Here is a 19,922-nt window from a genome sequence, read left to right on the forward strand (position 1 = left end):
CAGGAGTCATTATGTATAAACCAACGCTGGCGGTACTGGGTGCCGGTCTCATGGGGATCGGCATCGCCTGCCACTTTGCACGCCACGGCCATCGGGTACGACTTTACGACACCGACCCGGCACGCCTTGCCGAAGTCCCCGCCGTGGCCGCGGCCATTCTGCATGAACTGCATGACAGCGGACAGTTCGACATCGCCGCGCAACCCGCGGTGCTGGCGCGGCTGATCGGCACCCGCCATCTCGGCGAGCTGGCGGAGTGCACGCTGTTGATCGAGGCGATCCCCGAACGGCTGCCGCTGAAGCATGCCTTGTACGCACAGCTGGAAACGTTGATCGCCGCTGACGCCATCATCGCCAGCAACACCAGCGGCCTGCCGCCGGACCGTCTCGCCGAAGGCATGACTCATCCGGATCGCCTGCTGATCGCCCACTTCTGGCATCCGCCGCACTTTATTCCGCTCGTGGAAGTGGTGCCCGGGAGCGCCACCCGGGCGGAACTGCCGACGCTGGTCAGCGACTTTTTCACCACCACCGCTCTCGAAGCCGTGGTGCTCAACCGCGCGGCGCCGGGCTTTGTCGGCAACCGCCTGCAGTTTGCCCTGCTGCGTGAGGCGCTGCATATCGTCCACAGCGGCATCGCCTCGCCGGAGGTGGTTGACCGGGTTATGCGGGCCTCTCTCGGCCGCCGTTACGCAATGGTCGGCCCGCTGGAAGCGGCAGATATGACCGGGCTGGCGACGGTCCAGGATATCTGTCAACACCTGCTGCCGGAGCTGGCGAGCGGGACACAAATGATGGATCTGGTGGCGGAGAAGGTCGCCCGGGGCGATACCGGCGCCCGCAGCGGGCAAGGCTTTTACCGCTGGGATAACGCCCGGACGGCCCGCATCCAGTCGCGCCGGGAACACCTGCTGCGCTATGCCCTGAAACCGTAACTTCGCGAACTGTACCCAACAATAACAATGAGAGTGAGGTGTCGTGATGAGTGTTTTGATTGCCCTGGCCGCGCTGGCATTACTGATGCTGGCAGCCTATCGCGGATACAGCGTTATCCTGTTTGCCCCTATCGCCGCCCTCGGCGCGGTGCTGCTCACCGACCCCGGCGCGGTTGGCCCGACCTTTACCGGCCTGTTTATGGAAAAGATGGTCGGCTTCGTCAAACTGTACTTCCCGGTGTTCCTGCTGGGGGCGGTGTTCGGCAAGCTGATTGAGCTGTCGGGTTTCTCGCGCTCCATCGTCGCCGCGGCGATTCGCATTCTCGGCCGCCGCCACGCCATTCCGGTGATCGTACTGGTCTGCGCCCTGCTGACCTACGGCGGCGTCTCGCTGTTTGTGGTGGCCTTTGCGGTGTACCCGTTTGCCGCCGAGCTGTTCCGCCAGAGCGGCATTCCCAAACGGCTGATCCCGGCCACCGTGGCGCTGGGGGCCTTCTCCTTCACCATGGATGCCCTGCCGGGTACCCCGCAGATCCAGAACATTATCCCCACCAGCTTCTTCGGCACCAACGCCTGGGCCGCCCCCTGGCTCGGGCTTATCGGTTCGCTGTTTATCATCACCTTTGGCCTGTTGTGGCTGGAGCGTCAGCGTCGCAAAGCGCAGGCTAAAGGCGAAGGTTACGGCACGGATCTGCAAAATGAGCCGGATACGCCGGATAACATCAACCTGCCCCATCCGCTGATTGCCATTGCCCCTCTGCTGCTGGTTGGGGTGCTGAACCTGCTGTTTACCCGCTGGATCCCGCGGTGGTACGGCACCAGCCACGAGCTGGTTCTGCCGGGGCTGGCGAAACCCATCGTGACGGAAGTGGGCAAAATCACGGCGATCTGGGCCGTGGAAGCGGCGCTGATTTCTGGCATCCTGATGGTGCTGGTGTTCGGTTTTCGCAACATTCGCGGCCGTCTGGCGGAAGGCAGCCGGACCGCCGTCAGCGGGGCGATCCTCGCGGCGATGAACACTGCATCGGAGTATGGTTTTGGTGCGGTAATCGCCGCCTTGCCGGGGTTTCTGGTGTTGTCCAAAGCGCTCACCGCCATTCCCAACCCGCTGCTCAATGAAGCGATTAGCGTAACGGTGCTGGCGGGGATCACCGGTTCCGCCTCCGGCGGGATGAGCATCGCGCTGGCGGCGATGTCGGAGACCTTTATCGCCGCAGCCCACGCCGCCGATATTCCGCTGGAGGTGCTGCACCGCGTGGCGTCGATGGCCAGCGGCGGAATGGACACGCTGCCGCATAACGGCGCGGTGATCACGCTGCTGGCGATCACCGGCCTCAGCCATCGTCAGGCCTACGGCGGTATTTTTGCCATCACCCTGATTAAAAGTCTGGCGGTGCTGTTCGTTATCGCCGTCTTCTATTTAACCGGTATTGTCTGACGGGCACGGTTTAACCGAATCACTAAGGAAAATATGATGAATCTGAACGGAAAAGTGGCGCTGGTCACCGGCTCAACGAGCGGCATCGGTTTAGGGATCGCCACCGTGCTGGCCAAAGCCGGCGCGCAGCTGGTCCTTAACGGCTTTGGCGACAGCGCCGCCGCGCGGGCGGCGGTGGCTCAGATGGGCAAAACGCCGGGCTACCACGATGCCGACTTGCGCGATGTGCAGCAGATTGAAGCCATGATGGCCTACGCTAACGCCGAATTCGGCGGCGTCGATATCGTGGTCAATAACGCCGGGATCCAACATGTCTCGCCGGTGGAGAGTTTCGCCGTCGAGAAATGGAACGATATTATTGCGATCAATCTCTCCAGCGTCTTCCACACCAGCCGCCTGGCCCTGCCCGGCATGCGGGCGCGTAACTGGGGGCGCATTATCAATATTGCTTCGGTGCACGGGCTGGTGGCCTCGAAGGATAAGTCGGCCTACGTCGCCGCCAAGCACGGCGTCGTAGGACTGACCAAAACCCTGGCGCTGGAAACCGCCAGAACCGGCGTGACCTGTAACGCAATTTGCCCCGGCTGGGTATTAACGCCGCTGGTGCAGCAGCAGATAGACAAGCGCATCAGCGAAGGCGCGGAACCCGAGCAGGCCCGTGAACAGCTGCTGGCGGAAAAACAGCCGTCCGGTGAGTTTGTCACCCCGGAACAGTTAGGGGAGCTGGCGCTGTTTCTCTGCAGCGACGGTGCCGCACAGGTACGCGGCGCGGCGTGGAACATGGACGGCGGTTGGGTCGCGCAATAAACCATCGTGGTCGCTCAGGAGGGGGCGTCTGGCGCCTTCTGAGCGATAAACTGCGGCTACCCTTGCAGACCCGGCCATGGCTTATTTTTGCCGATACACAATCATTCCGAGCTATTCATTCGATAATGATGTATGGTTTCAGGCCATTAAATCAGGAAGGAAATCATATGTCAGATCGAAAAGATAACAAAACCCGCCGTAATTACCTTGTAAAATGCACCTGCCCACATTGCTCAAAAGATTCCGAACACAGCTTCAGCCGAGTACAAAAAGGCTCCCAGCTCATCTGCCCTTACTGCCACAAACTCTTCCAGAACACAGCGAAAACCGCTGCTTAATTGTCAGATACCAGACGCTGATTGTTCCACGAAATCCAATTTTGATTAGAGTTATCTGATCACCTTGAATGCCTGGTGCAATCGGTTGTTACTTTTGTGGACAAATAGAAACCTGCGTCGGTGAAAAATAAAACAGATGGCTTTATCGTTTATTTAATGTATAATATGCCGGTATTTATTTTCACAAGGATTTTATTTGTTCCAAAAAATGACAGGCATTGTCAAAGCGTTTGATAATAAAACCGGCAAAGGCCTTATAATTCCCTCCGATGGTCGTAAAGACGTTCAGGTCCATATTTCAGCATTATCCCCAGGCGAATCAGAAATAATTACTCCAGGTATTCGCGTTGAATTTCGTCGAGTGAACGGCTTGCGCGGCCCTACGGCAGCCAACGTCTATCTTTCATAATCTGCTCCCTGCCTTGACATCGCGCGCGGGTGACGGCATCAACGATTGCCGCCGCCCGGGAAACCGCACCGGCGCTATGATTTGGGGAAAATCCACAGGTCATGGGCCGGGAAAGACAGGTGGCAATGTTGCGCATCGCGAAGCGCGTTGCCGTAGGCGCGAATCGCAAAATCGTCCCCTTGAGTGCGGAACAGATATTCCCAGCGGTCCCCCAGGTACATGCTGGTTAATAGCGGTAGCTCCAGCATATTGTCCTGCGGCGTGGAGCCCAGTTGCAGACGCTCGACGCGGATCACCGCCGTCGCTTCCTGCCCGACGCTGACCCGGTCGCCCGCCATCCCCCACAGCGCCCAGCTCGCCCCCTCGATCCGCGCCCGCCCGTCAACCAGCGCGGTTATCTTCCCGTGCAGGCGGTTGTTGCTACCCATAAATTCGGCGGCGAACAGCGTGGCCGGCGTGCTGTACATCTCCTGCGGCGTTCCCTGTTGCTCAATCACGCCATTATTCAGCAGCAGGATGCGGTCAGAAATCGCCATCGCTTCGTTCTGATCGTGGGTGACCATCAGCGCCGATAGCCCCAGCGTGATAATCAGCTCGCGCAAAAACACCCTGGCCTCTTCGCGCAGTTTGGCATCAAGGTTTGACAGCGGTTCATCAAGCAAGATGACCGGCGGGTTGTAGACCAGCGCCCGGCCAATAGCGACGCGCTGCTGCTGCCCGCCCGACAGTTGATGCGGGTGTCGGGCGCCAAGGTGCCCCAGTCCTAATTGATCGAGCACCGCCTGCACCCGTTGCTTAATTTCACCAGCAGCCACCTTACGCAGCCGCAACGGGTAAGCGACATTTTCAAACACCGTTTTGTGTGGCCACAAGGCGTAGGACTGAAACACCAGCCCAAGGTTGCGCTCCTCCGCCGGGATCTCGCTGCGCGGATTGCCGTCATAAACCTGATGTTTGCCGATGGTAATGCGCCCGCCGGAGGGTTTCTCCAGCCCGGCAACGGCGCGCAGCAAAGTGGTTTTCCCGCTGCCGGATGGCCCCAGCAACGACACCACTTCTCCGCGTTTCAGATCCATCGACACCCCTTTCAACACCGGGTTGTCGCCATAGGTCAGATGCAGGTTTTCTACCGATAATTCAATCATGTAATTTCACTCCAAACCGCAGGGCGATCCCCAGTCCAACCACCACCAGCAGAATATTGATAAACGAGAGCGCGGCGACAATATCGATAGCCCCGGCCGCCCAGAGCGACACCAGCATCGAACCGATGGTCTCCGTGCCCGGCGATAGCAGATAGACGCCGGTGGAATACTCGCGCTCAAAAATCAGGAACATCAGCAGCCAGGAGCCAATCAAGCCATAGCGCGACAGCGGCACCGTGACGTGGCGGGTAACCTGGCCACGCGACGCGCCGGTGCTGCGGGCGGCCTCTTCAAGCTCCGGCGCGACCTGTAGCAGGGTGGAAGAGATCAGACGCAGGCCGTAGGCCATCCACACCACGGTGTAGGCCAGCCAGACGCTGAAGATGGTATTGCGCAGCGCCCGGAGCTGGACAATCAGGTGCTCGCGCAACCAGTCGGCCACCGGCAGCGCCGACAGCCAGCCATTCTTAAGCGACTGATCCAGCCACATCGGCAGGAACAAGAACACCCACAAAAACGCCAGCCCCGCCAGCAGGCCCGGCACCGCCCGTGGAACCAGCACGCTGTAGTCGAGAAAACGTGTGACATTATCTGCTTTGCGGTGCATTGCAATACCGACAAACAGGTAGCACACCACCGCCAGCGCCCCGCCAAACACCCCGATCGCCATCGAGTTGACAATGGCCCGCAGCAGATTCGGCTGTTGCCAGATATTGTGGAAGGTGGTCAGCGAGAGCTGGTCCCAAATCGACACCCCGATGCCCCAGTTGGAGATAAACGCCCGCAGCGCCACCCCCAGCAGCGGCACGCCAATCGTCACCGTCAGCCACAAGACCACCACCGCACCGGCAACCCAGCGCCATTTCCCCAGCGGCAGCGCCCGCGCCTGCGAGGCTTTGCCTTTCATGGTGACGAAGCGATTGGCGGTGCGCATCAGGCGGCGCTGCAGCATCACCAGCGGAATGGTGATGCAGATAAGTACCACCGCCACCGCCGCCATCAAGTGATAGGACGGCGTGCCGAGTTTATTGGTCAGCTTATAGAGGTAGGTAGCCAGTACCATATTGCCTTCCGGGTCACCTAACACCAGCATCAGGCCGAACACTTCGAGACCGAGGAAAAACAACAGCACGCAGGCGTACAGAATTGACGGGCGCACCATGGGCAGGCTCACCGACGTCATAATCTGCAGCGGCGATGCCCCGACGGTGCGCGCCGCTTCCTCGACGTCCGAGCCGACGCTACGCAATGCCGAAGAGATATACAGATAGGCATGTGGAACGTGAGTCAGCCCGGCAATCACCACGATGCTGAACATCGAGTAGATGTTCCACGGCACAAATCCCAGTAGCTGCCCGGTCCATTGCGAGAGAAAGCCCACCGGCCCCACCGCCACCACATAGCCAAAGGCCAGCACCATCGGCGAGACAAACACCGGGACCAGGATCAGCGGCTCAATAAACCGCCGACCGGGTAAGTCGGTTCGCACCATCAAAAATGCGAGGATCCCTCCGAGCGGGATAGCAATCGCCACCAGGCCAAACGCCAGAATAAAACCAGACTTCAGCGCGAGATAAAAATCGGGATCGCTAAAAATAAACGCGAAGGCTTCCAGACTGATTTCTTTCGAGCGGGCAAAAAAAGGTGCCGACAGAAAACTTTGCACCACGATAAATAACAGCGGGACATAAATCACTAATGCGGTAATGAGGACGACGATGCCGCGCGGCAGTCCCTGCAACTTTCTGCCTGATACATTCATATACCATCCCTTTAAGCCGGTGCACTGCATAACCAGACGGGCAAAGCGCAGGCACGAAAAAGGCTGCATGGCAAATCACACAGCCTGCCAGGACATTATTTTGCGGCGGCGCTACGCCATTGTTTGATAAATTCCAGACGGCTTTTCGGTTCCAGATATTCCAGCAATGATTCATCGACCGGAATCGGTTTCAGCGCATTACCCAGCATTTTGGTCATCCCGTCGATATCATTTTCCCCGTCAATATCGTTGCGAATCGAAGGAATATCGGCCTGATTAGCCAGAATGCTTTGCCCTTGTTTCGACAGCACATAATCGAACCACAATTTGGCGGCATTAGGATGTTTGGCCTCCTGAGAAATAAAAGAGACCCGCGATAACACCAGCACATAATCTTTCGGATACGAAATACCTAATGACGGGTCCGTTTTGGCCCGCGCTTCGGCATAGGAGCCGAGAATGTTATAGCCCAGCAGGTTTTCCCCCGAGGAGACTCTTTCCATCATCGTGCCGGTGGAAGATTGCACGGTCAGGCCACCTTTCGCCATCCCGGCCAGATCGCCGAAATAATTAGCGTCCGCTTTGCTGTCCTGCACCGCCAGCATGAAGCCCAGCCCGGACTTTTCGATATCGTAAGTGGTGACTTTGCCTTTGAACTTATCGGCCTGAGCGGCGACCAGCTTCGCCAGCGCGGTATGTGAATCCGGGACCTCATTTTGCGGGATCAGGCGCTTGTTATAGATAAAGACCACCGGCTCGTAGGTGGTTCCGTAGGCTTTTTGTTGCCACACCGCCCACTTCGGCAGCTTGTCCAGCTCCTGCGAGGCGTAAGGCACGGCATACTCGGTCGCCAGCTTCAGCGCCGTGTCCATCGAGGAGCTCCAGACCACATCACCGCTGCCGCCACCGGCGGCCAGTTCGCTGATAAAGCGGTTATAAAGCTCGGTGCTGTTCATATCGTTATATTCCACTCTTACCCCGGGGTACTGGGTCTCAAACCCGTTTATTAACGGCCCCGAGGCTTTAATATCCGTCGTGGAATAGATAACCACTTTGCCCTCTTCCAGCGCGGCATTAATCACTTTTTGATAATCTGCCGGGTAACCCTGAGGTAATGCTGCCAGAACAGAACAGGAGAAGACTGCTGTCAGTGAAACCACTAAGCCGCTCATTTTCCTATGCATAGATCCAACCCTTTATTATCATTTAATTAACGTAAAATTAACTTATAGCGCTCATGCTGAGGGTTGCAATGGCAGGGTTTGTTTTTTTCCGGCTTTTGTGACGCTGGCGGAATTAAATATCAGACAGCCGCATTGGCAGACGTTCGCGGCACTGCAGGAAGGGGACAAATATTAAGACAACATTAAGCAGGCAAACGCGCTATCTCATAAAATAAATGGAAATCAAATAACGCTAATCAATGAACATTATTAACTGCGTAATAGGTTAAGCACCATAAATACGGTTGAGAAAAAATCTATTGTGCAACTTAAATGGCATTATCGCTGTAAAACAGGGTTCGACGGTGTGTCGAACCCATCGCACAGGTTACGCGACAGCGCGCGGCCAGACCTGCGGAAACAGCGGTGAGACCAGCGCCTCGCCATCTTGCAGGGTCAGTTCCGGGAACGGCGGTGAAGTCACCCCGCCGCGATCGACAAAAGTAGCGTCATCGCCGACCCAACGGGCGGAGAACACCCGCCGCGCGCGCTGGGTATGATTGCCGCTGGCACCGTGCACCGTGCGGTAATGGAAGGCCACCGCATCTCCCGGTTCCAGCGCCCAGCTGACAATATCGTAGTCATCCTGATGCCCATCGATATCCGGCAGCTCTTTGAACCGGCCATGGCTATACAGCTTAGAGCCGTTAAAACGCGTCGGGCTAAACTCATCTCCCCAGAGGTGGGAGCCGCGAATGCAGCGCAGCGAAATCGCCTCTGCCACCGGGTCCAGCGGGATCCAGAAACTGACGTTCTGCTGCCCTTCCACGCAGTAATAAGGCTGATCGTGATGCCACGGCGTGACGGTGCTGCCGCCGGGCTGCTTCACCAGGGTGTGCTCATGGAAGAATTTAGCGGTTTTCGACTGCATCAGCGCGGCGGCAATTTCGGCCGCCGGCGACTGGCGGACAAAATCTTCAAAGTCGGGGATCCGCGACCAGTTACAATAATCCTGGAAAAACGGTGCCGAGCCATCTTTCGGCACCACCGTTCGCGCATGGCCATATTCGCTGGGATTGGCCATCAGTTCCGCCACGCCATTGGCCAGGCTCTCAATCCACGGCGTAAATACGCCTTTCAGCAACACCACCCCGTCGCGCTGATAGCTGTCGACGGTCTGCGGACTGATGTGCGGAGCACGCTGATTTTGCATAACTAACCACCCTCTGTTGATAAATGATGTGAATGCAAACAGGCCTGGCGCGCCGGGTATTCCGCCGCCAGGGTTCGTTTTCAGGTTATTTAATCAACAGCCGCGGGTAAATTATTATAAAACGAGTCGCTAAATAGAAATTTGTGAGCCTGAGTGACGCGACTATTAGCGACCGCCCGGTCGTGTCCGCAGGTGCTTTATTTACTGGTAAGCCGGCGTTAATTCGATGCTGCGGCAATAATCCATAAATAGCTGTGTGGGTCGGGTCGGTTCATTATTCGCGAGGTGCGCCATAATTAAGGTCGACGCCGGCATTTCATCTTCAATATCCAGCTGCACCAGCCGTTCTCCGTCGTAGGTCATATCGCACAACGGCCGGGTCACTAATACCGAAAATCCTAATCCCTGGCCCACCATGCAGCGCACCATTTCTATTGACGGCGAACTGTATGCCACTTCCGGGTGATAGCCCTTCTCTTTAAAGATGGTGATGAAATAGTTTTTGCTCGGCACCGCATCCAGCAGAATCATCGGCTCATGGCTGAGCTCTTGCAGGGTGACGCGACTTTTCTGCGCCAGCGGATGGCTGGCAGGCAGCAGCGCATACGGTTTATGCGGCGCGTTGAGCATCTCCTTATTAACCGAATGCCCCAGCTCCAGATCGTACACCAGCGCCAGGTCGAAACGTCCGCGATGCAGGCCATGCATTAACTCATGCTGCTCGCCGTCATACAGCTGTAGAGTGATATCGGGATACATTTTTTTAAACCCGGCCACCAGTTTCGGCATATACAGCGGCGCGACGGATTCAAAACAGCCCACGGAAATGGTCCCGGAAACCAGTTCCTTATCGGCGCGGGAATTTTGCTCGAACTCGTACGAAAGCCGCAGCAGCTCTTTCGCCTTCTCATAAAAGCGCCGTCCGCAAGAGGTTAAGGAAACCCCTTGCGCATGGTGGCGAATAAACAGCTGCTGCTCGAAGGTGCTTTCAAGGTTTTTAATCGCAATGGAGATCGACGGCTGGGCAATATGCAGCTGCCGTGACGCTTCCGCGATGCTTTCGGTCTCTACAACAGTAACAAAGTATTTAAGTTGTTTGAGCGTGAATCGCGTCATAGCCTCACCCTTTATGAAATATTGTCCCGCACGGGAATGGCATAGTTTCTTAATAAGCAAGTAGCAAGCATCATGCCACTTCACGGCTTTGCGCTTATTTCCCCGCCTGTACGGCCAGCTATTTTCATCCAGGGCTGACAGAAACTTCGCCCGTTATTGAAAAATATATTCTATTGCACCAACATGAATCACCCTGCACCAAAATAATCATTATTGCGCCCTGAAATTGCGCAAATAACGCTGTTAAGGCCAGTTACGTTGACGACTATTTGTAATTGTTTTTTTAATGTTTAGTTCTTGTTTCATAGTCATTACTTTAAATTTATTGATATTAATTTGCCTATATAGTTTTTTTAAACTTAAAGACCAAAAATTTACTAATTGCCTCGCAGCGAAGAGTGCCAGCATAGTGTTATTGCACGATAACACCTGGCGATGCCCCATTTTTGATCAGCGGTATCCCATTTATCTCCGTTAATTATGGCGAGTGAAATAGCCCATGACGTTTAACTGGAACTACATGTTCAGTCTGCTTAATGATGCAGATTTTTGGCAGGCCACCTGGACCGTCATTAAATTAAGTCTGCTGACCTGGGGTTGCAGTATTGTGCTGGGCTTTGTACTCGCCCTGGCCAAGCAGTCGCCGCGCAAACTGTTTAATGTCCCCGCCCGGCTGTACATCTGGCTGTTTCGCAGCCTGCCGCTGCTGGTCCTGCTGATCTTCGTCTACAACCTGCCCCAGGCGGCGCCGTCAACGGCGATAGTGCTCAACGACCCGTTCTGGGCCGGCCTGCTGGCGATGGTGCTGAGTGAAGCCGCCTACGTCGCCGAGATCCATCGCGGCGGGCTGCTGTCGATTCCCAAAGGTCAGGGCGAAGCCGCCAGGGCGCTGGGGTTACGCTATGCCGGCACCCAGTGGCGGGTGATTATTCCCCAGGCGCTGCGCGTCGCCCTGCCGGCGCTGGCAAACGAATACATTGCCGTCGTCAAGCTCAGCTCGCTGGTTTCGGTTATCTCCCTGACCGAGATTTTGATGGTCGGTCAGCGACTTTATTCGCAGAACTTCCTGGTCATGGAAACCATGGCGGCCGTGGCGTTCTACTACGTGCTGATTGTCACCGTCTTTGACTTCTTACTCAAACGCCTGGAAAGCTACCTCGACGTCACCCGCCGCAAGGTCACGCGCCCGGTCGACAGCGAAATGCAACAGCTGGCCACCCAGGCCCGGCCGGTGATGACCCGCAGCACCGTCGATAACGCCCATCCGGCGCTGCAGGCTTCAAAACTGCACAAAGCCTATAACAATGTCGAAGTCCTCGGCGCCGTCAGCCTGCAGGTCCAGCCTGGCGAAGTGGTCTCGGTGATCGGTCCTTCCGGATCCGGGAAAACCACCCTGATCCGCCTGCTCAACGGCCTCGAGCAGATCGACAACGGCGAGATTCAGATTAACGGCCAGCCGTTTATTCACCTCGAACGTCAGGGGGTGCAGAAGCCGCGCTTTATGGAAAATGCCCAGTATCGTCTCAACATCGGCATGGTGTTCCAGAGTTTTAATCTGTTCCCGCACCTGACGGTGCTCGGCAACCTGCTGCTGGCGCCGCGCTATCACCGGCTGGCATCCGAGGCCGAGCTCAAGCAGTACGCCTGCGAGTTGCTGCATAAGGTCGGCATGCTGGAGCACGCGTGGAAGTATCCGCACCAGCTCTCCGGCGGCCAGCAGCAGCGCGTGGCCATTGCCCGCGCCCTGATGATGCGCCCGCAAATCATGCTGTTCGATGAGCCTACCTCGGCGCTGGACCCGGAAAAGGTCAATGAGGTGCTCCAGGTCATCGAATCGCTGGCCCATGAAGGCATCACCATGGTGATCGTGACCCATGAGATGAACTTCGCCTTCAAAGTCTCTGACCGGATTGTGTTTATGGAAAAAGGACGCGTGGTTTGCGATGACACGCCGCAGGCGATGCGCGACGGCAACCACCCGCGCGTGGATGCGTTCCTCAAAGATGTCTCCCTGGCTTAACTCTCCGTTTGTGAAGGAAAAATTATGATCGCGCAGTGGCAAATCGAACAGTTTCATCAGCAAGGTTTTCTGGTCGTCGAGGGAGTGCTCTCCCCCGACGAAGTCAGCGCATTACAGCAGGATTTTGACGGCTGGGTCGCAGAAAGCCGCCAGCACACCGAGGTCTGGGGCGCGACTCTGGATGGCCGCCCGCGCTTTGACCTCGAAGGGGATCATCGCGCCGACCACCCGTCGCTGCGGCGGGTGAGTTCGCCGACCGAGATTTCTGCCGCCTTTGAACATGCGGCGCTACAGTCGCGAATGGCGACGATTGCCGCCCAGCTGATCGGCGGCAGCGGCACCCGGTTTCATCACAGTAAAATCAACTCGAAGCTGCCGTTTACCGCCACCCAGGTGAAATGGCACCAGGATTTTCTGTTCACGCCGCACAGCAACGACGACATCATCACCGCCCTGCTGATGGTCAGCGAGGTCACGCCAGAAAACGGCCCGCTCAACGTGGTGCCGGGCAGTCATAAAGGGCCGCTGTGGTCCCACTGGCAGGCGGGACGTTTCACCGGTTCGGTGGACGATGACGTGGTGGCCGAACACTGCCAGCAACCGCAGGCCTGCTTTGGCCCGTCAGGCTCAGTCTGCTTTATGCATACCCGCCTGCTTCACGCTTCAAGCCCCAATGAAACCGACCTGCCGCGCACTCTGTTTATCAGCGTGTATGCCGCCGAAGACGCTCTGCCGTTCGGTGAAAACCCGCTGCCAAGCACCCACGCCGGGCAGCTGGTCGCCGGTGAGGAAAGCGGCATGGTGCGCAGCGCCGCTAACCAGCTTCGTCTGCCGCAGAAACCGCGCGGCGCCTCATTCTTTGTGCAGCAGGCCGGCCACGATCTTGCCAGCATGTAATGTCATCCCTGGAGGTTTTTATGAAAAAATTGAATGCTCTGCTCCTGTGTACCGCTGGCGCCCTGACCTCGTTCAGCACCTTCGCCTTTCAGCAGCCGGGGAAGATTACCGCCGGTTCGGATATGACCTTTTATCCGTATGAATATATGGAAAACAACAAGCCAGCCGGGTTTGATATTGAGTTCCTCGCCGGCCTCGCCAAAACCATCGGCCGCGAGGCGGTCAATACCGATACCCGTTTTCCGAACCTGATCCCCGGTCTGCAGGGCGGGCGCTTTGATATCACCAACTCGTCGATGTACATCACCGCCGAACGCCTGAAGGTCATCGACATGGTGCCGTACCTGAAAAGCGGCGAGTCGATTCTGGCGCTCAAAGGGGCCAGCTATCAGCCGAAAACCCCGGAAGAGTTCTGCGGCCATAAAATCGGCTCAATGGGCGCTACCTCCTGGCTGGCGCAGCTGCAAAAGCTGTCGGCGGACTACTGCGTGAAGAAAGGCCTCAAGCCGATCGTCTTAAGTGAGTACAGCACCGACCCGCAAACCACCCAGGCGCTGCTGTCGCGGGCGGTGGAGGCGCAGATCACCGATGCGGCGGTTGCCCGCGGGGTTGTCGAAAAACTGGGGGACCGGATTGTTATCTCATCCGACACCTTAATTTACCCGGTGCTCAACGGCTTTGGCGTCAAAAAAGGCAACAGCGAGGTCAAAACCGCGCTTGAGGAAGGGCTGAAAAAATTCAGCGCCACGCCGGAGTACGCGGCGCTGTTGAAAAAATATAACTTCCAGCCGCCAACCGAAGAAGACCTGAAAACCCTGATGCCGAAAGCGGAGTAACCCGATGACCTACTCTTACGAAGAACAGACGCGCATTGACCTGGCGGCGACGTTTCGCATTATCGCCCATCTCGGCATGCATGAGGCGGTGGCTAACCACTTTAGCGCCGCCCTCTCGCCGGACGGCAAGAAGTTCCTGCTGAATCCGAAGTGGAAACACTTCTCGCGGATCCGCGCCAGCGACCTGCTGCTGCTGGATGCCGATGATGAAGCGACCGCCCGCCGCCCGGACGTCGACGCCACCGCGTGGGCAATCCACGGCCAGATTCATCAGCGGCTGCCGGAGGTCCGCGTGGTGCTGCACCTGCACCCGGTCTACACCACCAGCGTCGCCTGTCTGGCAAACCCGCAGATCCTGCCGGTCGAACAGAACAGCGCGCGCTATTTCAATCGCGTGGCGGTGGATACGCTGTACGGCGGGATGGCGGATACCGTCGCCGAGGGGGCGCGGCTGGCGGGACTGCTGGCGGATAAGCGCCGCCTGCTGATGGGCAACCACGGCGTGCTGGTCACCGGCAGCGATATCGGGGAGGCGTTTGACGACATCTGGACCCTGGAGCGGGCCTGTCAGATTCTGGTGACCGCGTGGTCAACCGGCCAGCCGTTGAAGATATTGTCTGATGAAGTGGCGGAGAAAACCGCCCAGGACTGGGAGAAAATCGCCGATTTTTCCCGTCAGCACTTTGCCGAAATGAAGCAGATGATGATCGATGCCGATCCCTCCGTGCTGGACTGACGAGCGCAACGGAACCTCCCGGGCTGCCGCCCGGGACACCCGCGTTACGGCTGCGCCAGGCGGGCGAACACCTCCTGTAGTTCATCGGGCTTGCGCCATCCCTGGTGCAGATCCCGTACCTGCCCGTCGCCGTCAATAACAACAGAGGTCGGCGTGCCGATCACCTGATAGCGCTCCTGGGTCATCCTGAGCTGGTCACGCAGGACCGGAAAGCTGATGCCATGTTTTGCCAGCAGCGGCGCGATATCCACCTGTTCCGGGTCGGTATTGATCCCCACCACCACCACTTTATCAGGCCAACGCTGGCTGAGCGCCTGCAGCGTGTCCATTTCCGCCAGGCAGCCGCCGCAGCTGGCGGACCAGAAATTGAGATACACCGCTTTACCCTGCCAGCGTTGAAGCGTGGCGGGGTTCCCCTGTAGATCAAAGGCCGCCAGTGCCGGGGCCGGCTCGCCGCGCGCCAGCTTCTCCTCTTTGCAACCGGCGGGCAGCAGCAGTATCAGCAGCAACAGCACAATACTTTTAGGCAGACGCATGGGTATTGACCTCCTCGCCAAGATATTTGCCGTGTTGCAGACGCACGATGCGGTCGGCGAATTTCCCCAGCGCCGGGTTATGGGTCACCATCACGATGGTACGCCCCTGGCGATGCAGGTCGGTGAGCAGGTCCAGCACCCGCTGCTCGTTTTCTTCATCAAGGTTGCCGGTAGGTTCATCGGCAAAAATCACCGGCGGCTCATTTACCAACGCCCGGGCAATGCAGACGCGCTGCTGCTCGCCGCCGGAGAGCTGGCTGGGTAAATGGGTCATGCGATGTTCAAGGCCCACCTGCGCCAGCACCGCCCGGGCCGCCGCTTCGTCGACGACGCTGTGGTAGTGCTGTGCCAGCATGATGTTTTCCAGCGCCGTCAGAAACGGGATCAGGTGGAACTGCTGAAACACCAGGCCAATCTTCTGCGCCCGAAAGCGCCGTCTCCCCTCTTCGTCCAGTGCCGCGGCGTCGGTGCCGTCGAGGATCACCTGGCCTTCACTGGCGGTATCCAGGCAGGTCAGGATGTTCATTAGGGTGGTTTTTCCGGAGCCGGAGGCTCCCATAATCGCGACAAATTCGCCGCGCGCGATGCGCAAATTGATGTCATCCAGGGCGGTGACATCGCCGAATCGCTTAAACAGATGACGGGTTTCAATCGCCATCTGGCATAAAGGCGTGACGGTCATGGCGTTACTCTCCTTTCAATACTTTCGCCGGTTCAACGCTCACCGCGCGGCGCACCGGAACAATGGCCGCCAGCAGGGCAACCAGCAAAGACAGCACCAGGGTTATCGGCAGCACCGGCAGGCGCAGCGAAATGGTGGCGTTAAAGACCGTCAGCCCCAGCAACTGGGCCAGCAGATAGCCCAGCACCCAGCCGCACACCACCGCCGCGAGGGTGATGATGCTGGTTTCCAGCAGCATCTGGCGCACAATGTCGCCGTTGCTGGCTCCCAGCGCTTTTTGCAGCGCAAACTCGCGGGCGCGCTCGCCGACAATGGCCATCAGAGTGGTATTGACGCACAACGACGACAGGGCAAGGATCACCAGCGAAACCAGCCCCATCAGCCCTTTGATTTTATCCAGCACCTGCCCTTCGGAGGCCGAAACCTTGCGCACCGGGCGGATCTCAAGGTCGGGATAACGCTGCTGTAGCTGGCGGGCATAGTCTTCAACCTGGCCCAGGTCGTTACTGACGCTCAGCAGCCCCTGGCTGATGATCCCAGGCTTGTTCAGCCACGCCTGGGCCACGTCGAGGCTGACAATCAGCATATTATCGGTGGCGTCACCGGCTTCGACGATCCCTTTGACCAGCAGCGTTTTGCGCCGTTGGTGATCCACCAGCGTCACGCTATCGCCCACCTTGAGCGCCAGCCGCTGGGCCAGCTTGACGCCGACCATCGCATGGCGATCGTCAAAGCTGACGCCAATCCAGTTGCCGCTGACCTGCCAGTAAGGCACCAGCCGTTGCAAAGATTCAAACCAGACCCCTACCATCACCACCTTTTCCAGCTCGGTGCGCGCGGTGCCGTACAGCCAGGGACTGGCGCCGTGAATCAACCCTGTTGGCGCGTCGTCGAGAATCGCCTGCAGCGCCGGCTGCGGCATCCGCGACCCGTGTCCCGGCCCGATATAAAAGTTCGCGCCGAAGGTCCGCAGCTCTTCACTCATTTTGCTGTTGATATCGAACCACACCGCAGAGAGCGCAGTGACGATAGTGGCGCCAACCGCCAGAGCGGTGAACACCACGGCAACGCGCTGCAAACGCAGACGCAACGCTCGCCATACCAGTAACCACAGCATGTCGCGCTTAGCGGCCATACAGCACCTCCACAGGATAAAGCCGCGCAATGCGGCGCGCCGGGAACCAGGTGCCGATAAGCGCAATCAGCACCGCGATCACCAGCACGCACGGCACCACCACCCAGGCAAAATTCAGCGGGGTCGCAAAGAGCATCAGCCCAATCATCTTCGCCAGCCCCCAGCCCGCCACACAGCCCAGAGCGCCGCCCAGCAGGCCGCTCAGCGCCGCCTCAAGGTAAAACAGCAGCAGAATTTGCCACTGCCGGGCGCCAAGGGCCTTCATCAGGCCAATCTCTTTGCCACGCTCCATCATGGTACTGGTCATCAGCGAGGCGATGCCCATTGCCGCGGCGGCCAGCGCCGCCAGGGTCACCACCGCCATCAGTAACTGAATCTTGTCGATCACCACTCCTTCTGAAGCAGCCACCTGCCACACCGGGCGCACTTCCGCGCCGGAAATGGCTTCCTCCAGCTGATGGGCAATCGACGAGACGTAGGCCGTGCAGTACCACAGGTCATACTCTTCGGCATTCAGCGCTTCGAGGTTTTCCCGCGCCCGGCGCGACAGTTCGTTCTCCGGCACCGTCAGCGCCGAGACGCGAATCGCCTGCACTTTTCCCGGCAGGCCCAGCAGCTGCTGGACCACGCTCAGCGGCATGACCAGTTGATTATCTTCGTCGCCGCCGCTGGAGAGCACGCCGCTGACCACCACCTCCACGCTGCTGTCCGCCACCTGGAGCCGCAGCCGCTTGCCGGGTTGCCAGCCGTAATGGCGCGCCAGCGCCTGGCCGACTAAGGTCTGCGGCTGCTGACCGACCGGCTCCTGCGGCCACTCGCCGGTCACCTGCCAGAACGGGCTGACCGTACGCTGCCCGGTCTGATACCCCTCTTCATCGGGTATCGCTACCGGTTGGCTGAAGAAGGTCCCGAGCACGCGGATATCATTGCCGTCGACGCGCACCTCGCCGCTGAGCATCGGCGCGAAGCCGACAATATTGTTGCGCCAGAAGATATCTTTGATGTTCGGCAGCTCCGACTGCTCGAGAAAATCGTCGCTGGCCAGCGGGTTACTTTGCTCGCTGAACAACGCCGGAAGCGCCGCCTGCCCCGCCGGTTCAATCAGGATATTGGCGCCGTAGGATTTCAGCTCGCGCGACATTTTGTCGCCGATATCAATAGAGACCGCCAGCAGCGCCGAGATCAGGCTGGCGGCCAGAAACACGGTTAACACCGCCAGCCCTTTGCGCCGCAGATTTCTCCCCCATGACTGGTAGATCATTCGTCCCAGCATCGCTATTCCTCCTGCGCCGCATCGCCAGCAAAGGTTTCCGGCGCGTTGCGGAAACGGTCATAGTTGGCCTGCGAGGCGAAGAACCAGGTTCGGCCCGCGTAGCTGTATTTATACTCCGCCGCGGTATTGGTCAGGGAGCTCCCGTCCACCGGGTCGGTCACCTTGATGGTCAGCACGGTCGAGAAGTAGTTAGCCCCGACGGCCAGCGCCTTGCCGGGGATCGTCAGCTCCCGCTCATCGTTGCGCCAGTCGTCAATCGGCACCGGGTTGCAGCCGCCGGGTTTGCCGATCGACGGAATAAAGATATGCACCCCGCAGGCGACGCAGATCACCTGATTGCCCTCCATGACGTACCCCTGATCGCCGCACAGCAGGCAGGCGTCAAACACCACGCCGAAGCGCAGCTTGTCGGGATAGCGGTTAATGATAAAGAAACGGACCGCCTTGCCATCGTCGGCGACCCAGACAAAACGGTGCAGCTTGCCGTCGCGAACCTGCGCCAGCGGAATATGCACCAGACCATCGGCGGCAACGGTCACCGGCTGGGCTTCCGACAGTCTCGGCGGCTGCGAGGCCACCAGATCCCACCACAGCTGGCCGCCGCTAATCAGCACAACGCAGCAGAGGGTGGTCAGCCACAGCCGCATGGCGCCGCGCCGATCCGCCTGCGCCAGCCGACGAGCAACCGGCGCATCCGCCGCCTTTACCGCGCGGGAAAAACGCCTGAGCGCCGGGAGCCAGCACAGGCACAGCAGCGCGAGGATGGCAGCAGCCGCCCAGTTATAGCCGGCAGCGTTGTTGGTGACTTTGGCGACAAAACTGAGCAGCGGTTTGAGCAGCGGGACTATCTGCAGCTTCATCAACAGCAGCAGCAGGTTGCCGGACAACGGCAGCCACAGCAGCACCATCAGTACGATTGCCAGCGGCCAGTAGGCCCAGCGCATCCGCCGCAGCAGCATGGCGCACAGGGCCGCCGCCAGACACAGCAGCGCAAACGCCAGCACCAGCGCGCTCAGGTTCAACAACAGATCGGTATTCAGCACGTGGGTGGAGGTTAACCCGCCAAGGTTAGGATCCTGCGCCCAGTGACGCGCGGCGCCAAAGACGAGGAGCCACTGCCACAGGTAGCGCAGACGCGGCGTGGCCCACCAGAAGCTGAGTAAAAACAGCAGCGACAGCAGGATCTCCCCCGCCACCAGCATCAGCTGTAGCGTCTGGCTGCCGCGAATAAACTGCCCGGCCAGCAGGCCTGCGGCCAGCGCGCTCAGCAGGATCCAGACGAGGGGACGCAGTGATGGCGCATCGCCCCGTCCCCACAGCAGCGAGGAGAGCAACGCGATACAGAAAAAGAGCTGGAGCGTGGTGACGAAAAAGTAACTCATGACTTCGACCCGGTACGGCGGAATGCTTTAGTCCGCATCAAGCAACACTCCGCAGGACGACCCGAAGGCCATCCTGCGCGACGAAGGCGTAGAGCCTGT

At 58.7% G+C, this 19,922-nt stretch carries 19 protein-coding genes; 9 read left to right on the forward strand and 10 right to left on the reverse strand.

Going from position 1 to position 19,922, the window contains the following annotated elements; all coding sequences use genetic code 11:
- The first annotated feature begins 11 nt into the window (after window positions 1-11).
- From EDF82_RS05900 to cspF, 5 genes are all read left to right on the forward strand, one after another.
- The gene (locus tag EDF82_RS05900; protein WP_123754636.1) at window positions 12-935 is read left to right on the forward strand and encodes a 3-hydroxyacyl-CoA dehydrogenase family protein; all 924 of its coding nucleotides are present in this window, start codon (window positions 12-14) and stop codon (window positions 933-935) included.
- A gap of 43 nt (window positions 936-978) precedes the next feature.
- The gene (locus EDF82_RS05905) at window positions 979-2,373 is read left to right on the forward strand and encodes a GntP family permease (protein ID WP_199733667.1); all 1,395 of its coding nucleotides are present in this window, start codon (window positions 979-981) and stop codon (window positions 2,371-2,373) included.
- 36 nt (window positions 2,374-2,409) lie between these two features.
- Window positions 2,410-3,180 carry a 3-hydroxybutyrate dehydrogenase gene (locus EDF82_RS05910; protein ID WP_123754638.1) on the forward strand — a complete coding sequence of 257 codons (771 nt, stop codon included), beginning with the start codon at window positions 2,410-2,412 and terminating at the stop codon, window positions 3,178-3,180.
- A 167-nt stretch (window positions 3,181-3,347) separates the two neighbouring features.
- A complete protein-coding gene (locus tag EDF82_RS25405) occupies window positions 3,348-3,518 on the forward strand; it encodes a YnfU family zinc-binding protein (RefSeq protein WP_217426890.1) in 171 nt (56 codons plus the stop codon).
- 196 nt (window positions 3,519-3,714) lie between these two features.
- Window positions 3,715-3,927, forward strand: coding sequence for a cold shock-like protein CspF (gene cspF, locus EDF82_RS05915; protein WP_123754639.1), 213 nt, complete (start codon window positions 3,715-3,717; stop codon window positions 3,925-3,927).
- Window positions 3,928-4,001: 74 nt separating this feature from the next.
- On the opposite strand, the gene EDF82_RS05920 is transcribed toward cspF, so the two are convergent.
- The 5 genes from EDF82_RS05920 to EDF82_RS05940 form a co-directional block, all read right to left on the reverse strand.
- Entirely contained in the window at window positions 4,002-5,072 is a 1,071-nt protein-coding gene (locus EDF82_RS05920; protein ID WP_123754640.1) for an ABC transporter ATP-binding protein, read from the reverse strand.
- Window positions 5,065-6,834, reverse strand: a complete 1,770-nt coding sequence (locus EDF82_RS05925) for an iron ABC transporter permease (protein WP_123755493.1) — start codon at window positions 6,832-6,834, stop codon at window positions 5,065-5,067. Before EDF82_RS05925 ends, EDF82_RS05920 begins: the two co-directional genes overlap by 8 nt.
- Window positions 6,835-6,929: 95 nt before the next feature.
- The gene (locus tag EDF82_RS05930; RefSeq protein ID WP_123754641.1) at window positions 6,930-8,018 is read right to left on the reverse strand and encodes an ABC transporter substrate-binding protein; all 1,089 of its coding nucleotides are present in this window, start codon (window positions 8,016-8,018) and stop codon (window positions 6,930-6,932) included.
- A 367-nt stretch (window positions 8,019-8,385) separates the two neighbouring features.
- Window positions 8,386-9,210, reverse strand: a complete 825-nt coding sequence (locus tag EDF82_RS05935; protein ID WP_123754642.1) for a phytanoyl-CoA dioxygenase family protein — start codon at window positions 9,208-9,210, stop codon at window positions 8,386-8,388.
- A 201-nt stretch (window positions 9,211-9,411) separates the two neighbouring features.
- On the reverse strand, window positions 9,412-10,326 hold the full coding sequence (locus EDF82_RS05940) for a LysR substrate-binding domain-containing protein (protein ID WP_123754643.1): 915 nt from the start codon (window positions 10,324-10,326) through the stop codon (window positions 9,412-9,414).
- Between the two features lie 499 nt (window positions 10,327-10,825).
- On the opposite strand from EDF82_RS05940, the gene EDF82_RS05945 reads away from it, so the two are divergent.
- Genes EDF82_RS05945 through EDF82_RS05960 form a run of 4 tightly spaced genes read left to right on the forward strand, consistent with a single transcriptional unit; the run spans window position 10,826 to window position 14,815 of the window.
- Window positions 10,826-12,346, forward strand: coding sequence for an amino acid ABC transporter permease/ATP-binding protein (locus EDF82_RS05945; protein ID WP_123754644.1), 1,521 nt, complete (start codon window positions 10,826-10,828; stop codon window positions 12,344-12,346).
- 24 nt (window positions 12,347-12,370) lie between these two features.
- A complete protein-coding gene (locus EDF82_RS05950) occupies window positions 12,371-13,243 on the forward strand; it encodes a phytanoyl-CoA dioxygenase family protein (protein ID WP_123754645.1) in 873 nt (290 codons plus the stop codon).
- A gap of 20 nt (window positions 13,244-13,263) precedes the next feature.
- Entirely contained in the window at window positions 13,264-14,079 is an 816-nt protein-coding gene (locus EDF82_RS05955; RefSeq protein WP_123754646.1) for a transporter substrate-binding domain-containing protein, read from the forward strand.
- A 4-nt stretch (window positions 14,080-14,083) separates the two neighbouring features.
- Window positions 14,084-14,815 carry a class II aldolase and adducin N-terminal domain-containing protein gene (locus EDF82_RS05960; RefSeq protein WP_123754647.1) on the forward strand — a complete coding sequence of 244 codons (732 nt, stop codon included), beginning with the start codon at window positions 14,084-14,086 and terminating at the stop codon, window positions 14,813-14,815.
- A gap of 44 nt (window positions 14,816-14,859) precedes the next feature.
- Here the strand turns inward: EDF82_RS05960 and EDF82_RS05965 are convergent, their stop codons facing one another.
- From EDF82_RS05965 to EDF82_RS05985, 5 genes are read right to left on the reverse strand one after another with little or no spacing between them, the layout of a single operon-like run.
- The gene (locus tag EDF82_RS05965) at window positions 14,860-15,351 is read right to left on the reverse strand and encodes a TlpA disulfide reductase family protein (protein ID WP_123754648.1); all 492 of its coding nucleotides are present in this window, start codon (window positions 15,349-15,351) and stop codon (window positions 14,860-14,862) included.
- A complete protein-coding gene (locus EDF82_RS05970; RefSeq protein ID WP_123754649.1) occupies window positions 15,338-16,033 on the reverse strand; it encodes an ABC transporter ATP-binding protein in 696 nt (231 codons plus the stop codon). The genes EDF82_RS05965 and EDF82_RS05970 overlap by 14 nt, the downstream gene beginning before the upstream one ends.
- Window positions 16,034-16,037: 4 nt before the next feature.
- Entirely contained in the window at window positions 16,038-17,168 is a 1,131-nt protein-coding gene (locus EDF82_RS05975) for an FtsX-like permease family protein (RefSeq protein WP_123754650.1), read from the reverse strand.
- Window positions 17,158-18,441, reverse strand: a complete 1,284-nt coding sequence (locus EDF82_RS05980; protein WP_123754651.1) for an ABC transporter permease — start codon at window positions 18,439-18,441, stop codon at window positions 17,158-17,160. The genes EDF82_RS05975 and EDF82_RS05980 overlap by 11 nt, the downstream gene beginning before the upstream one ends.
- A gap of 2 nt (window positions 18,442-18,443) precedes the next feature.
- Window positions 18,444-19,823, reverse strand: coding sequence for a Fe-S-containing protein (locus EDF82_RS05985; protein WP_123754652.1), 1,380 nt, complete (start codon window positions 19,821-19,823; stop codon window positions 18,444-18,446).
- Window positions 19,824-19,922: the final 99 nt, after the last annotated feature.

This window comes from Klebsiella sp. BIGb0399 (genome assembly GCF_003752615.1).
Lineage (GTDB): Bacteria > Pseudomonadota > Gammaproteobacteria > Enterobacterales > Enterobacteriaceae > Klebsiella > Klebsiella lignicola.